Source organism: Mitsuaria sp. PDC51, assembly GCF_900113225.1.
Classification (GTDB): domain Bacteria; phylum Pseudomonadota; class Gammaproteobacteria; order Burkholderiales; family Burkholderiaceae_C; genus Roseateles.
Genome location: NZ_FOZE01000001.1, coordinates 2,671,931 through 2,687,528, shown reverse-complemented (window position 1 = coordinate 2,687,528; position 15,598 = coordinate 2,671,931). Strand labels below are relative to the sequence as shown.

Below are 15,598 nucleotides of genomic sequence, written 5' to 3'. Positions count from 1 at the left end.
TCGCCGTGACGCCCGCGCCGGACGTCGCTGGGATAATGCGCGCCCATGACTGATGTATCGGAATGGCTGAAGGTCGAGTCGCTGGACCTTGAAGCGCAGGGCGTCGCCCACAACAGCGAAGGCAAGGTCGTGTTCATCGAGGGCGCCTTGCCCGGCGAAGAAGTCCAGGTCGCCGTCGGCCGCAAGAAGAACAACTGGGAGCAGGCCGCGATGGTCGCGATGCGCCGCGAGAGCGCGCAGCGGGTGCGACCGGTCTGCCCGCATTTCGGGCTGCACGCCGGCGCCTGCGGCGGCTGCAAGATGCAGCACCTGCATCCCGGCGCCCAGGTGGCGGTCAAGCAGCGTGTGCTCGAGGACAACCTGTGGCACCTCGGCAAGGTCAAGGCCGAGGCGCTGCTGCGCCCGATCGAGGGACCGGCCACCGGCTACCGCTATCGCGCCCGCCTGTCGGTGCGCTACGTGCCGAAGAAGGGCCACGTGCTGGTCGGCTTCCATGAGCGCAAGAGCCGCTACATCGCCGACATGCAGGTCTGCAAGGTGCTGCCCGAGAAGGTCAGCGCGATGCTGCTGCCGCTGCGCGAGCTGATCGGCGCGATGGACGGCCGTGACCGCCTGCCGCAGATCGAGCTGGCCATCGGCGACAACGGCGGCACGCAGGTGATCGCGCTGGTGCTGCGTCACCTGGAGCCGCTGAGCGCGGGCGACGTTGCCCGGCTGCGCGCCTTCGCCGCCGAGCACGGCGTGCAGTGGTGGCTGCAGCCCAAGGGGCCGGAGACGGTGCACCTGCTCGATACGGACGGACCGGAGCTGGCCTACACGCTGCCGGAGTTCGGCGTCGTGATGCCGTTCAAGCCGACCGACTTCACCCAGGTCAACCACCACATCAACACGGTGCTGGTCGGCCGCGCGCTGCGCCTGCTGGGCGTGCAGGCCGGCGAGCGCGTCATCGACTGGTTCTGCGGCCTGGGCAACTTCACCCTGCCGCTGGCGACGCAGGCGCGCGAGGTCCTCGGCATCGAGGGCAGCGAGGCGCTGGTGCAGCGCTCGCGGGAGAACGCCAAGCGCAATGCGCTCGACCACAAGGCCAGCTTCGTCGCGCGCAACCTGTTCGAGATGACCCCGCAGCTGCTGGTGGCCGACGGCGCCGCCGACCGCTGGCTGATCGATCCGCCGCGCGAAGGCGCCTTCGCGCTGGTCAAGGCGCTGGCGGACCTGGTCCAGGACCCGTCGCTGGCACCCGGCTGGACGCCGCCCGAGCGCATCGTCTACGTGTCCTGCGCGCCGGCCACGCTGGCGCGCGACGCGGGGCTGCTGGTCAACGTCGCCGGCTACCGCTGCGTGCAGGCCGGCGCGGTGAACATGTTCCCGCACACGGCGCACGTGGAATCGATCGCCGTCTTCGAGCGCGATCCGCAGGCGCAGGCGCAAGCGCAAGCGCAGGCCCAGGCCCAGGCCCGGACCGCGGCGCAGGGCGACGCCTCGCCGCCGCCGAGCGCTGGCTTCATCGCTTGATGAGGCTGGCGGTGGGCGGAGCGGGCGCAGGGTGAGTCGTCGGCCCGGGGCGCGCTCGTAGAATCGGCAGCTTCGGTTTCTCGCCTCGGCAGGTTCTCCAGATGTCCGGCAGCACTTTCGGCAGCTTGTTTCGCGTCACCAACTTCGGCGAGAGTCACGGCCCGGCCATCGGCTGCGTGATCGACGGCTGCCCGCCCGGGCTGGCGCTGTCGGTCGAGGACATCCAGCCCGAGCTGGACCGCCGCCGCCCGGGCACCTCGCGCCACGTTACTCAGCGGCAGGAGCCCGACCAGGTCGAGATCCTGTCCGGCGTCTACGAGGGCCTGACCACCGGCACGCCGATCTGCCTGCTGATCCGCAATGTGGACCAGCGCAGCAAGGACTACGGGAACATCCTCGACACCTTCCGCCCCGGCCACGCCGATTACACCTACTGGCGCAAGTACGGCCTGCGCGACCCGCGTGGCGGCGGGCGCTCGTCGGCCCGGCTGACCGCGCCGATGGTGGCCGCCGGCGCCGTCGCCCGCAAATGGCTGAAGCAGGAACTGGGCGTCCGGTTCCGCGGCTGCATGACGGCGCTGGGCGAGATCGACCTGGCCTTCGAGGGCTGGGAGCACGTCGGCCAGAACCCCTTCTTCGCCGCCAACGCCTCGCAGATCCAGGCGCTGGAGGACTACATGGATGCGCTGCGCAAGGACGGCGACTCGGTCGGCGCGAAGCTGATGGTCGAGGCCACCGGCATGCCGGCCGGCCTGGGCCAGCCGCTGTTCGACAAGCTCGATGCCGACATCGCCTACGCGATGATGGGCATCAACGCGGTCAAGGGCGTCGAGATCGGTGCCGGCTTCGACAGCGTGCGCCAGCGCGGCAGCCAGCATGGCGACGAGCTGACGCCGGCGGGCTTCGCCAGCAACAACGCCGGCGGCGTGCTGGGCGGCATCTCCAGCGGCCAGGACCTGCGCGTGTCGATCGCGATCAAGCCCACCAGCTCCATCCGCACGCCCAAGGCATCCATCAACCGCGCCGGCGAGCCCACGACGGTCGAGACCTTCGGCCGCCACGATCCCTGCGTCGGCATCCGCGCGACGCCGATCGCCGAGGCGATGCTGGCGCTGGTCGTCATGGACCACGTGCTGATGGACCGCGCGCAGTGCGGCGACGTCGAGCTGCCCATCCCTGCGATCGCCGCGCATCGCTCTGACGCGGGCTGAAGCCGCGACCGCGCCTGCACGCCGGCGCGGTCCCCGTCCGTCCCCCCGACTGCCTCATGGCCCGATCCATCGCCCCGTCGGCCGTCCCGGCGACGCCGGACGGCGCCCGCGTGCTGCGCGCGAGCGCGCTCCTCGGCTGCGCCTATTACGGCAGCATCGGCCTGTTCAACCCATTCGCGCCACTTTGGTACAAGTCGCTCGGCCTGCCGGTGGTGGCGATCGGGCTGCTGGTGTCGATGCAGAGCTGGACCCGGCTGTTCGCGCCCTACCTGTGGGGCCTGGTGGCCGACCGCAGCGGCCGGCGCGTCGAGCTGATCCGGGCCGCGGCGCTCGCCTGCTGGATCAGCGCCTGCGGCCTGCTGCTGGTGTCGCCGAGCGGCAGCGGCGCGTCGGTGCTCGGGCTGACGCTGGTCGTGTTCCTGATGTACTTCTTCAACGCCTGCGTGACGCCGCTCAACGAGGCGCTGATCGCGCATGAGCTGGCCACCAGCGGCGGCATGGATCCGAAGCGCTACGGCCGGGTGCGGTTGTGGGGTTCGGTCGGCTTCCTGGCGACCGTCGTCGGCGGCGGCTGGTGGTTCGACGCGGCCGGCATGGCGGTGTTCCCGTGGACCATCGTCGCGGGGCTCACGACGCTGGTGATCGCCGCCTGGCGGCTGCCGCGGAGAGCCGCCGTCCAGCACGACGCGGCCGCGCCGGTCTCCATCGCCGCCACGCTGCGCCGACCGGAAGTCGGCTGGTTCTTCCTCGGCATGTTCTTCACCGTGCTGGCGCACACCGCCATCTACGCCTTCTACAGCCTCTACCTGGACCGGCTCGGTTACGGGAAGGGGCAGGTGGGCGCGCTGTGGGCGGTGTCGGTCGCGGCGGAGATCGCCTGGTTCGCCTTCCAGGGCCGCTGGGTCCGGCAGCAGCACCTGCATCACTGGCTCATCGTCGCGGCGCTGCTGGCGGCGTTCCGGCTGGCCGGCACCGCCGGGCTGGGCGCGAGCCTCGTGGCGATGGTCCTGCTCCAGTGCTGCCACGCGGTCACCTTCGCCGCGCAGCACACCGCCTGCATCGGCCTGATCGGGCGCTATTTCCCCGGCCGGCTGCAGGGCCGCGGCCAGGCGCTGTACGCGGTGCTGGGCTACGGGGTCTCGGGCGTGCTGGGCAGCCTGGGCGGCGCCTGGCTCGCCGAAAGTCATGGCTACGCGGCCTGCTTCTGGGCCGCGTCGGCCTTCGCGCTCGTCGGTGCGGTCTGTCATTGGCGCTGCGCGAAGCGCGATCCGCTGCAGCCGGCCTGAGCGCCGCCCGCCTGGTCCGGCGCTATGGCCTCGCCGGTTCTGAAAGCCAAAAGGCAATCGAGCGCCATCGCCTCCTTCTGTGCTTTCGTCGCTCCGACTAGCAATTTGTCGTTGAGACGGCCGATTTCAGTCCCAGAGATAAGCAGGCCATGACGCACAAACAGCAGTTCGTCGCGTCTGTCTCCCGCATCAATTTGGGGATTCCTACACTCCGCCGCATTCAAGGATCATCGAACCGGTGATCCCGTGTCGACGGATGGGGGAGATCATGCGCAAGCAATGGTGGTTGGGTGGCGTGGCGGTGGCCGTCCTGGCGGGCGGCGCCGGCGTGTACGCCACGAGCGGGAGCAGCGCTCCGGCGGCGAAGAAGGACGCGGCCAAGCCGGCCCTGGAGTTCCAGGCGGGCGAGGTCATCAAGCCGACGATGGCGCCGATGCCGGGCCTGATCGAGTTCTCCGGCCCGCTGGTCGCGCCCAATACCGTGATCGTCCGCGCCAAGGCCTCGGGCAGCCTGGACCGCCTGACGGTGGGCGAGGGCAGCCGGGTCAAGGCCGGCCAGTCGCTGGGCCAGCTGGACCTGGAGGAACTGCGCCACAAGGTGGCCGAGCGCAATGCCAGCGTCGAATCGGCCCGCGCCATGTATGAGCAGTCCGAGCGCCAGTACAAGGCCAACCAGGGCCTGGCCTCGCAGAACTTCATCGCGCCGACGGCGCTGGACAACTCCCGCGCGCAGCTCGAGTCCGCGCGCGGCCAAATGCTGTCCGCGCAGGCGCAGCTCGGCACCAGCGAGGTCCTGCTGCGCCAGGCCGCGCTGATCTCGCCGATCGACGGCATCGTCGCCAAGCGGCACACGCTGCCCGGCGAGAAGGTCGCCGCGGAGCAGCAGGTGCTGACCATCGTCGACCTGTCCAAGCTGGAGCTCGCCGGCCTGGTCGGCACGCACGAGGTGGGCAAGCTCTCGCCCGGCATGACGGTGCAGGTCAAGGTGGAGGGCAGCGATGAGCCGGTGACGGCCCGCATCGCCCGCATCGCGCCGGCCGCCGAGCCCGGCACCCGCTCGATCGGCGTGACGCTGACGCTGGACAACACCGGCGAGCGTTTCCGTGCCGGCCAGTACGCCGTCGCCCGCGTCGAGCTGCCCGACGACAAGCCGCGCCTGACGGTGCCGTCCACCGCGGTGGGCGCGGTGTCCGGCCAGGAACATGTCTGGTTGATCGAGAAAGGCATGCTGGTGCGCCGCATCGTGACCACCGGCCGGCGCGATCCGCGCGAAGGGCGCGTGGAGATCCTGGCCGGCGTGACGCCGCAGTCGCAGGTGCTGGGCGCGCGCTTCGACAACCTCAAGGAAGGCGAGCGCGCCGAGATCCGCGCGCCCAAGGCCAGCATGGCCAGCGTCGCCGCGAGCGGCGCGACCACCCAGTAATCGCCGCCCGGGCCCAGCGGCGGCGGCGCTGCCGCGCCCGGGGCCTGGCGGAAAGAACGACAAGAACGGCCGACCGCCCGTGCCGCGCGCGTCTGCCTGGCCCGACCGGCCCGACCGGCCACGACCGAACCGAACCCTCGAAGGGAGCTTCCCATGTGGATGACCCGTGTCTCGATCCGCAACCCCGTCTTCGCCACCATGGTCATGGTCGCGTTGTGCGTGCTGGGGCTGGTCGCCTATTCCAAGCTGGGCGTCGAGCAGTCGCCCGACATCACCTTCCCCGGTGCCCAGATCGACATCCAGTACCCGGGCGCCTCGCCCGAGGCGGTGGAGCGCGAGGTGGCCAAGCCGCTCGAGGAGGCGCTCAACACCATCGCCGGCGTGGAGCGGGTGCAGTCGCGCAGCTTCGAGGGCCGGATGCAGGCCTCGGTCGAGTTCTCGCTGAACGCCGACATGAACCGCGGCATGCAGGAGATCCGCGACCGCGTGGCGCAGGCCCAGGCGCAGTTTCCGCGCGACGTGAAGCCGCCGATGGTGCAGCGTTTCCAGACCGAGAACGCGCAGCCCATCATCGTGGCCGCGCTGATGAGCCCGGACCGCACGCTGCGCGAGCTGTCGATGATGGCCGACCTGACCGTCTCCAAGCGGCTGGGGCGCGTCGAGGGCGTGGCCAAGGTGGACGTCGGCGGCATGGCGGTGCGCGAGGTCCGCATCGACCTGGACCCGACTCGCTTGCGCGCCTTCAACATCACGCCGGCGCAGATCTCGGCGGCGCTCAACGCCGCCAACACCGACGCGCCGGTGGGCCTGATCTCCAACCGCTTCGATGACGCGATGCTGCGCGTCGAGGGCAAGGTCAAGGATCCGAAGGAATTCGCCAATGTCGTTGTCGGCCGCCGCGGCGACCTGCCGCTGACGCTGGGTGACCTCGGCACGCTCAGCGAGCGCGAGCGCGAGCTCGACAGCATCGCCCGCATCAACGGCCAGCCCGCCGTCACCTTCAACATCTTCAAGCAGCAGGACGCCAACATCGTCGCCACCGGCGAGGCGGTCAAGGCGGCGGTCGAGGAGATGCGCAAGACGCTGCCCAAGGACATGGAGCTGCGGCTGGTCTACGTCAACAGCGACTTCGTGAAGCACTCGCTGGACGGCCTGCGCCACACGCTGATCGAGGGCGCGCTGCTGACCATCGCCATCGTGTTCCTGTTCCTGCACAGCTGGCGCTCGACCATCATCACCGGGCTGACGCTGCCGATCTCGGTGATCTCCAGCTTCATCGCGATCTATGCCTTCGGCTTCACGCTGAACTTCATGACGATGATGGCGCTGAGCCTGTGCATCGGCCTGCTGATCGACGACGCCATCGTCGTGCGCGAGAACATCGTGCGCCACGTCGGCATGGGTAAGGACCACCACCGCGCGGCCGAGGACGGCACCAACGAGATCGGCCTGGCGGTGATGGCCACGACCTTCGCGATCTGCGCGGTGTTCGTGCCGGTCGCCTTCATGGGCGGCATCGTCGGCAAGTTCTTCTATCCCTTCGGCATCACCGTCGCGGTGGCGGTGCTGGTGTCGCTGTTCGTCAGCTTCACGCTGGACCCGATGCTGTCCTCGGTCTGGCCCGATCCGCCGAGCACCTACATCAAGAAGGTGCCGGTCATCGGCCACCTGGTGCGCGCGACCGACCGCGGCATGGACCTGCTCCACGACGTCTACGAGAAGACGCTGCGCTGGGTGTTCTCCGGCCGCCGCTACCGGATGCTGGTGCCGCCGCTGCCGGCCTTCGGTCGCCCGTTCGGGCCGGACGGCCAGCGCCTGACGAGCGCGCCGCGCCGCCTGCGGCTGGCCACCATCACGCCGCGCGGCATCGTGACCGGCTCGGGCGTCGGCAGCTTCGTGCTGGCCCTGCTGCTGGTGCCGGCGGTGGGCAGCGAGTTCCAGCCGCAGATCGACCAGGGCTTCACCCACCTGACGCTGCGCATGCCGGTGGCGACCAGCCTGGAGCGCGGCGAGGCCAAGGTGCGCCAGGTCGAGGAGATCCTGGCCACCTTCCCCGAGATCAAGACCGTCGCGACCGTCGTGGGCAGCAGCGGGGAGGGCATGGCCACCGGCCGCAACCAGGCCAACCTGGACATCGCGCTGGTCGACCGCAAGCTGCGCAAGCGCACCCAGATGCAGGTGGAGGACGCGATCCGCGCCGAGATCGCGCGCATCCCCGGCGTCGAGGTCAGCGTCGGTTTCAACCGTCCGGTGTGGGTGACCATCCTCGGTTCCGATCCGGAAGTGCTGACCCAGGTGGCCAAGGACTTCGCCGAGAAGGTCAAGAAGATCAAGGGCGCGGTGGACGTGGACACCACGGTCAAGCCGGGGCTGCCGGCCTACGCGGTCAAGCTCAAGGACTCGGCGGTGCGCGAGCTGGGGCTGAACGCGGTGCAGGTGGCGTCCTCGCTGCGGGCCTACGTCAACGGCGACATCGCGACCTACTGGACCACGCCCGACGGCAACCAGGTCGAGGTGCTGCTGCGCCTGCCCAAGGCGCAGCGCCAGAGCATCGAGCAGATGCGCAACCTGCCGGTGGCCTTCGCCCGCGACGGTTCGCCGATCGCGCTGGAGCAGGTCGCGACCATCGAGCCGGTGTTCAACCCCGAGGTGATCCGTCGCCAGAACCTGCAGCGCCGCGAGGCCGTCTACGCCGGCGTGCAGGGCCGCCCCGGCGGCGACGTCAACGCCGACGTGCAGAAGCTGATCAAGGAGACGCAGCTGCCGCCGGGCATCAGCTTCATGGTCGACGGCGACGGCAAGCAGCAGGCGGAGGCCTTCAACGGCCTGCTGATCGCGATGGGGCTGGCGCTGATCTTCATCTACATCGTGCTGGCCAGCCAGTTCGGCAGCTTCGTGCAGCCGATCGCCATCATGGCCTCGCTGCCGCTGGCGATGATCGGGGTGATGCTGGCGCTGCTGCTGTGGAAGACCACGCTGAACGTGTTCTCGATGATCGGCCTGGTGATGCTGATGGGCCTGGTGACCAAGAACGCGATCCTGCTGGTGGACTTCGCCAACCATGCGCGCAAGGATCAGGGTCTGTCGGTGCCGGAGGCGCTGCTGCAGGCCGGCCTGACGCGGATGCGGCCCATCATCATGACGACCGCGGCGATGGTGTTCGGCATGCTGCCGATGGCGATCGCGCTCAACGAGGGCGGCGAGATCCAGGCGCCGATGGGCCGCGCGATCATCGGCGGCGTGATCACCTCGACGATCCTGACGCTGGTCGTGGTGCCGGTGATCTATTCCTACCTGGTGAAGGGCCGCAAGACCTTCGCGGCGACGTCGACGCCGTCCGATGCGGACCTCGACGCCACGGCGGACGACCGCCCGGCAAGCCCGGCGATCGGCCCAGGCACGCCGACGCCAGGCATCGCCGACTGAGGCCGCACGCGCAACGGGCCAGGCGCCCGTCGTCGGTGGCACGGACGCCGGATCGGCAACGATCCGGCGTTGTCGTTCATGGCGGCGCCTAGCAGCTCTCGCGCAGGACCAGCTCGAAGCCCAGGTCCAGGCAGGGCTCGGGGACCGCTTCGTTGCGCATCAGCGCGACCAGCATGCGCGCGGCCTCCAGGCCGATCTCGCCGCGAGGCGTGCGCACGGTGCTCAGCGGCGGCAGCATCTGGCCGCCGCCGGTGAGGTCGTTGAAGCCGGCGACGGCGACGCGCTCGGGCACCGCGATGCCCAGCCGCAGCGCCTGCAGCAGCGCGCCCTGGGCCAGGTCGTCGTTGTTGAAGAAGATCGCGTCGACATCGGGCACGACCTGCAGGACGCGCTCGAACATCGCCGCGCCGAGCGCGAACGACGACGGCGCCGCGTCCATGAACTCCAGCGCCGGATCGTGCGCGGCGCCCAGCGCTTCCCGATAACCCTGCGTGCGCTGCAGCGTGCGCGGGTCCAGCTGCGCCGCGGCGAAGGCGATGCGGCGATAGCCGCGCCGCATCAGCTCGGCCGTCATCGCGTGACCGGCCGCCTGCTGCGAGAAGCCGACCGAATACAGCCCCGGCTCGCCGCGGTTCTCCATCACGTGGACGCAGGGCACGCCGCTGCCGTGGATCAGCGCCCGGGCCGCGTCGGTGCGGTCGAAGCCGGTGACCAGCAGCCCCGCCGGGCGGTTCATCAGGTAGGTGCGCAGCAGCGCCTCTTCTTCCTCGGGGTGGTAGTGGGTCACGCCGATCAGGCTCTGGTAGCCGGCGGCCAGCAGCGTGCGCTGCGCCGCGTCCAGCAGGTCGACGAACAGCGCGTTCGACAGCAGCGGGATCAGCACCACCACCTGGTTGCTGCGCGAGGATGCCAGCGCCCGGGCCGCCGGATCCGGCACGTAGCCGAGCTGGGCGACGGCCGCGGTGACGCGCTGCACCAGCTCCGCCGCCACGCTGCGCTCGCCGCGCAGCGCGCGCGAGGCGGTGATCGGGCTCACGCCGGCGGCCAGGGCGACGTCTTGCAGCGTGGCCCGGCCGGTGGCGCGGCGGCGTTTGGAGGAGGGCGGGTTCATCGGCGGGAGGATAGCGCTATCCCCCTGCGTCGCCAGCCGGGTCGGACCCGAGGCCTGTGGCCCGGCGAACCGCGGCCGCGCATCGATCGACGCGCCCCGAAACTACGCGTAATCCCTCTCCTGGTGCCTGGATGCACCACCTAAGATAGCGCTATCCCAACCGTCGGACGGCCCACCATGGCGCCTGCCGGACCGGGAAATTTCCTTGCGTGACGAGGACCGACGGCGATACCGGACCACCGCTCGCCGTCTCTTTTCAGCCAGTGGGATAGCGCTATCCAATGACTTCGCCGACCGCCACCGCTGCTTCGATCCCGGGCCCGATCCCGGCCACGGCCCTTGTCGTCATGGGGGTCGCGGGCTGCGGCAAGACCAGCGTCGGCGAGGCGCTGGCCCGCGCGCTGGGCTGGGGCTTCATCGAGGGCGACGCGCACCACGCGCCGGCCTCCATCGCCAAGATGCAGGCCGGCCAGCCGCTGGCCGACGAAGACCGCTGGGGCTGGCTGGACCAGCTCGGGCAGATGCTGCGCACGCAGGCGCCGGTGGTGCTGAGCTGCTCGGCGCTCAAGCGCGCCTACCGTGAGCGGCTGCGCGCCGCCTGCCCAGCGGTGCGCTTCGTCTACATGGACATCGACAAGCCGCTGGCGCTCCAGCGCGTGGCGGCGCGGGCCGACCGCCATTTCTTCTCGGCGACGCTGGTGGACAGCCAGTTCGCCACGCTCGAGCCGCCGACCGGCGAGCCGGGCGTCGTGACCGTGCCGGCGGCGCTGCCGCTGGACGAGCAGGTCGGGCGCGCGCTGGCGCTGCTCGCCGTGCCCCCCTCCCAGGAGACCGACGCATGAGCCTGTCCGACCACGATCCTTCGTCCACTGCCGGCGCGGACGCCGCCGCGCCGCGCTCGCGCCTGCTCCTGGCCGGCGAGGCCGCGATGGCGCTGTGCCTGGGCGTGATGGCGCTGGCGGTGTTCGTCAACGTCGTGCTGCGCTACGGCTTCGGCGGCGGCATCGCGGCCAGCGAGGAGCTGTCGCGCCTGCTCTTCGTCTGGATGGTCTTCATCGGCGCCACCGCCGCCTACCCGCTGGGCGAGCACATGGCCTTCACCAGCCTGCTGCTGCCGCTGCGCGGCAAGCCCGGCGCGCTGCGGGCGGTCACCGGGGTGATCCGCGGCGCGGTCATCGCCGCGGCGGGCCTGGTGGGCTGGGGCGCCTGGCAGCAGGTGGTCGTCGGCATAGACAGCCGCTCGGTGGTGTTGGGTTATCCGACCGCGCTGCTGCCGCTGCCGGCGCTGCTGTCCTGCGCCGCCATCGCGGCGATGGCGGCCTGGGAGCTGGTCCGCGGCAAGCCGCTGGACCTCGAGCACGAGTCGGACGTCGAGTAAGGGCAGGGCAGGTCGATCATGAGCAACGAGGCACTGTCCTTCATCGTCTTCGTCGGCGGCATGGTGCTGCTGATGGGCATTGGCATCCCGATGGCCTTCGCGCTGGTGCTGACCGGCGCCGGCATGGCCTGGGCGCTGGAGTTCTGGGACACCCAGCTGCTGGCGCAGAACCTGGTGGCCGGCATCGACAGCTTCCCGCTGCTGGCCGTGCCCTTCTTCATCCTGGCGGGCGAGCTGATGAACGCCGGCGGCATCAGCCGCCGCATCATCCAGATGGCGCAGGCCTGGGTCGGCCACATCCCCGGCGGGCTGGGCTTCGTGGCGATCGGCGCCTCGGTGCTGATGGCCAGCATGAGCGGCTCGGCGCTGGCCGACACCGCCGCGCTGGCCACCATCCTGCTGCCGATGATGCGACGCCATGGGTATCCGATGGCGACCTCCGCCGGGCTGATCGCCTCGGGCGGCATCATCGCGCCCATCATTCCGCCGTCGATGCCGTTCGTGATCTACGGCGTGACGACCAACACCTCGATCTCGGCGCTGTTCCTCTCGGGCATCGTGCCCGGGCTGGTGATGGGCCTGGGGCTGCTGGTCGCCTGGAAGCTGCAGCTGCGCAGGATCGACCTGCCGCCGAGCACCGCGCTGCCGATGCGCGAGCGGCTCAAGGCCACCGCCCGGGCCTTCTGGGCGCTGCTGATGCCGCTGATCATCATCGGCGGCATGAAGACCGGGGTGTTCACGCCGACCGAGGCCGCGGTGGTGGCCGCGTTCTACGCGCTGGTCATCAGCTTCGTCGTGCACCGCGAGATGGGCCTGCGCGACTTGCACGGCGTGCTGGTGCGGGCGTCCAAGACGACGGCGATCGTGATGTTCCTGTGCGCCGGCGCGCAGGTGGCGAGCTACATGATCACGCTGGCGGACCTGCCGGGCGTGCTCACCGGCTGGCTGGGCGGGCTGATCGAGTCGCCGCGGCTGCTGATGGCGCTGATGATGCTGATCCTCGTGGTGATCGGCACGGCGCTCGACCTGACGCCGACGATCCTGATCTTCGCGCCGGTGATGCTGCCCATCGCGGTCAAGGCGGGCATCGACCCGGTGTACTTCGGGCTGATGTTCGTGCTCAACGGCGCGATCGGCCTGATCACGCCGCCGGTGGGCACGGTCCTCAACGTGGTGGCCGGCGTGGGCCGGCTGTCGATGCACCAAGTCATCAAGGGCGTGAATCCGTTCCTGTTGACCTATGCGCTGATCCTCGTCCTGTTCACCGTGTTCCCCGAGCTGGTCATCGCGCCTGTCAAGTGGATGCGCTGACCGGCCGCGACCCTTCCCTGATCCTCAGCGACCCTCGTACCCAGGAGACAACCATGAGCTTCAAGACCCGCCGCAACACCCTGGCCGCCGCCGTCGCGCTGGCCGCCGTCGCGCTGAGCGCGGCGCTGCCCGTGTCATCGGCGCGGGCCGCCGACATCAAGCCGCGCCTGATCCGCTTCGGCTACGGCCTGGCCGAGAACAGCAACCAGGGCCGCGCGGTGAAGGTCTTCGCCGACGAGGTGGCGCGGCTGTCGGGCGGCAAGATGAAGGTGCGCGCCATCGGCGGCGCCGCGCTCGGCCCGGACACCCAGATGCAGCAGGCGCTGATCGGCGGCGCGCAGGAGATGATGGTCGGCTCGACCGCCACGCTGGTGGGCATCGCCAAGGAGATGGCGCTGTGGGACACGCCCTTCCTGGTCAACAACGTGCGCGAGGCCGACGCGCTGCTGGACGGCCCGGTCGGCGACAAGGTGCGCGGCAAGCTGGCCGACAAGGGCATGGTCGGCCTGGTGTACTGGGAGAACGGCTTCCGCAACCTGACCAACAGCAAGCGCGCGGTCAACCGGCTGGAGGACCTGGACGGCATCAAGCTGCGCGTGATGCAGAACAACGTCTTCCTGGACAGCTTCAAGCAACTGGGCGCCAACGCGGTGCCGCTGCCGTATTCGGAGCTGTTCTCGGCGCTGGAGACCAAGGCGGTCGACGGCCAGGAGAACCCGTACAACACCATCCTTTCGGCCAAGTTCTACGAGGTGCAGAAGTACCTGACGGTGACCAACCACGTCTACAGCCCGTGGATCGTGACCGTGTCGAAGAAGTTCTGGGACGGCCTGTCCAAGGACGAGCAGGCGGTGCTGCAGCAGGCGGCGATCAAGAGCCGCGACTTCGAGCGCAAGGACACCCGCGAGGAGGCCGCCAAGGCGCTGGCCGAGCTCAAGGCCAAGGGCATGGCGGTCAACGAACTGAGCCCGGCGGAGACCGCCCGCATGCGCGACAAGCTGACCCGCGTGAATGCCGGTGTGGCGACGCAGGTCGGCATGGACCTGTGGAACGAGACCCAGGGCCAGTTGGCCAAGCTGCGCGGCGGCAAGTGAGCGCCACGTGGGCAGCGCGTGAGCGGCAGGTGAGCGACAGCTGAGCGCCCAAGGACGGCTCGTCACGGTATAGGCTGCGGGTTCCGACGCGACCGGCGTCGCTTCCCGACCGCTTCATCCATGACGACGTCTTCCCGCCCGCGCCGCCGCGGCTCCCGCGCCTTGCCCGCCGCCGTTCCTGGCGGCAGCGACCCTGCCGGCGGTGCCGGCGCCGAGGGCGTCCTCGAGGTCCCGATGCCCACGCGCGCGCCGGTCCCGGCCCAGGAGGCGCCGCGTTCCATCGACCTCGCGCTGCAGGGCGGCGGCTCGCACGGCGCCTTCACCTGGGGCGTGCTGGACCGGCTGCTCGAGGATGGCCGGTTGCGCATCGACGGCGTGTCGGGCACCAGCGCCGGCGCGATGAACGCCGCGGTCATGGCCACCGGCTTCGCCCACGGCGGGGCGCTCGGCGCGCGCCAGGCGCTGTCGCGCTTCTGGCAGGACGTCTCGGGCGTGCCGGCCTGCTTCGGCGTCGTCGGCGAGACCAAGGGCCCGGAGGAGGCCGCGCGGCGCGAGACGCCGGCGTGGGTCTTCAACCGCAGCGCCTGGCCCGGCATGGCCGCCTGGGACGCCTGGCTGCGGCTGTGGAGCCCCTACCAGCTCAATCCCTTCAACCTCGATCCGCTGCGGGACATCGTGCGACGCCATGTCGATGTCGACGCGCTGCGCGAGGGACCGATCAAGGTCTTCGTCACCGCCACCTCGGTGCGCACCGGCCAGCCGCGGGTGTTCAGCGGGGAGGACCTGGGCATCGAGGCGCTGATGGCCTCGGCCTGCCTGCCGCACAGCGCGCAGACGGTGGTGATCGACGGCGAGCCCTTCTGGGACGGCGGCTTCTCGGGCAACCCGGCGCTGTGGCCGCTGGTCTACGGCACCCACTCCGACGACGTGCTGCTGATCCAGATCAATCCGCGCGAGCACGCGGGCATTCCCCGCACCGCGTCCGAGATCAACGACCGCATCAACGAGATCACCTTCAACGCGAGCCTGGTGGCGGAGCTGCGCGCGATCGCCTTCGTGCAGCGGCTGCTGCGCGACCGGCGTATCGATCCGACGCGCTACAAGCAGATGCGGCTGCACCGCATCGCCGACGAGGACGGCCTGGCGCCCTTCGGCGCGTCGAGCAAGCTCAACACCGACCCGCGGCTCCTGACCACGCTGTTCGTGCTCGGCCGCGAGGCCGCCGACAAATGGCTGACGACCTGCGCGCGGCACGTCGGCCACGACAGCACGCTGGACATCGGCGAGGTGTTCCTGGCCAACCGGGTGCGCAACGCCCGGCCGGCGGTCAAGGCGCCAGTGAAGGCGCCGGAGAAGGCAGTGGCGAAGGCGCCGGGCAAGGCGGGTAAGGGCGGCAAGGCCTGACCCTGGGACGCAGGGTCGACGGTCGACCGGCGGCGGCGGCGGCGGCGGCGGCGGACTTTGCCGTCCGCGGCGCGACACCGCGACCGCCGCGTGGCCTTCGAGATCAGCTCAACCGCCGAAAGCGCAATTCCTCGATCAGCGTGTCGTTCTCCACCGTCTTGACGCGCTGCTCGACCACCTCGACGCGGCCGTCGGCGGCGAGCTGGCGGATCTCGCGCGCGGCGCTGTCGAAGACCAGCGGATGCTCCAGGCCGGAACCGGCGTGCGGCAGGTCGACAAGTTCCCCGGGGGACGAGTCGAGGAACACGGTCATGGCGATCGAACTCATGCTGGACCTCACGAGCTGGACGAACACGGCGCGACTTTATGCGGCATCGCAGCAAGTGCAAGGGCCTGACCCTGGCATTTCATGACTTGGATTCGGTCACCGCACCTGCCGGCA

Annotated in this window: 12 protein-coding genes; 10 read left to right on the top strand and 2 right to left on the bottom strand. The window is 70.4% G+C overall.

Annotated elements, in window-relative coordinates; genetic code table 11:
* Positions 1–45 precede the first annotated feature (45 nt).
* The 5 genes from rlmD (at position 46) to BM393_RS11210 (ending at position 8,858) form a co-directional block, all read left to right on the top strand.
* Entirely contained in the window at positions 46–1,512 is a 1,467-nt protein-coding gene (gene rlmD / locus BM393_RS11230; RefSeq protein ID WP_091724842.1) for a 23S rRNA (uracil(1939)-C(5))-methyltransferase RlmD, read from the top strand.
* 101 nt (positions 1,513–1,613) lie between these two features.
* Positions 1,614–2,723, top strand: a complete 1,110-nt coding sequence (gene aroC, locus BM393_RS11225) for a chorismate synthase (protein ID WP_091724841.1) — start codon at positions 1,614–1,616, stop codon at positions 2,721–2,723.
* Positions 2,724–2,779: 56 nt separating this feature from the next.
* Positions 2,780–4,009 (top strand): MFS transporter, encoded by a 1,230-nt coding sequence (locus BM393_RS11220; protein ID WP_091724840.1) that lies wholly within the window; start codon positions 2,780–2,782, stop codon positions 4,007–4,009.
* 268 nt (positions 4,010–4,277) lie between these two features.
* Entirely contained in the window at positions 4,278–5,432 is a 1,155-nt protein-coding gene (locus BM393_RS11215; protein ID WP_091725350.1) for an efflux RND transporter periplasmic adaptor subunit, read from the top strand.
* Positions 5,433–5,585: 153 nt separating this feature from the next.
* Positions 5,586–8,858: an efflux RND transporter permease subunit gene (locus tag BM393_RS11210; RefSeq protein WP_091724839.1), complete on the top strand. Its 3,273-nt coding sequence runs from the start codon at positions 5,586–5,588 to the stop codon at positions 8,856–8,858.
* A gap of 88 nt (positions 8,859–8,946) precedes the next feature.
* Here BM393_RS11210 and BM393_RS11205 read toward each other — a convergent pair whose 3' ends face one another.
* A complete protein-coding gene (locus BM393_RS11205) occupies positions 8,947–9,969 on the bottom strand; it encodes a LacI family DNA-binding transcriptional regulator (protein WP_091724838.1) in 1,023 nt (340 codons plus the stop codon).
* 347 nt (positions 9,970–10,316) lie between these two features.
* On the opposite strand from BM393_RS11205, the gene BM393_RS11200 reads away from it, so the two are divergent.
* From BM393_RS11200 to BM393_RS11180, 5 genes are all read left to right on the top strand, one after another.
* Positions 10,317–10,811: a gluconokinase gene (locus tag BM393_RS11200; protein ID WP_091724837.1), complete on the top strand. Its 495-nt coding sequence runs from the start codon at positions 10,317–10,319 to the stop codon at positions 10,809–10,811.
* Positions 10,808–11,347, top strand: a complete 540-nt coding sequence (locus BM393_RS11195; protein WP_091724836.1) for a TRAP transporter small permease — start codon at positions 10,808–10,810, stop codon at positions 11,345–11,347. The genes BM393_RS11200 and BM393_RS11195 overlap by 4 nt, the downstream gene beginning before the upstream one ends.
* An 18-nt stretch (positions 11,348–11,365) precedes the next feature.
* Positions 11,366–12,658, top strand: coding sequence for a TRAP transporter large permease (locus BM393_RS11190; protein WP_091724835.1), 1,293 nt, complete (start codon positions 11,366–11,368; stop codon positions 12,656–12,658).
* 53 nt (positions 12,659–12,711) lie between these two features.
* Positions 12,712–13,752 carry a TRAP transporter substrate-binding protein gene (locus tag BM393_RS11185; protein ID WP_091724834.1) on the top strand — a complete coding sequence of 347 codons (1,041 nt, stop codon included), beginning with the start codon at positions 12,712–12,714 and terminating at the stop codon, positions 13,750–13,752.
* Between the two features lie 120 nt (positions 13,753–13,872).
* The gene (locus BM393_RS11180) at positions 13,873–15,156 is read left to right on the top strand and encodes a patatin-like phospholipase family protein (RefSeq protein WP_254783342.1); all 1,284 of its coding nucleotides are present in this window, start codon (positions 13,873–13,875) and stop codon (positions 15,154–15,156) included.
* Between the two features lie 103 nt (positions 15,157–15,259).
* On the opposite strand, the gene BM393_RS11175 is transcribed toward BM393_RS11180, so the two are convergent.
* The gene (locus BM393_RS11175; RefSeq protein WP_141225297.1) at positions 15,260–15,484 is read right to left on the bottom strand and encodes a hypothetical protein; all 225 of its coding nucleotides are present in this window, start codon (positions 15,482–15,484) and stop codon (positions 15,260–15,262) included.
* Positions 15,485–15,598 lie beyond the last annotated feature (114 nt).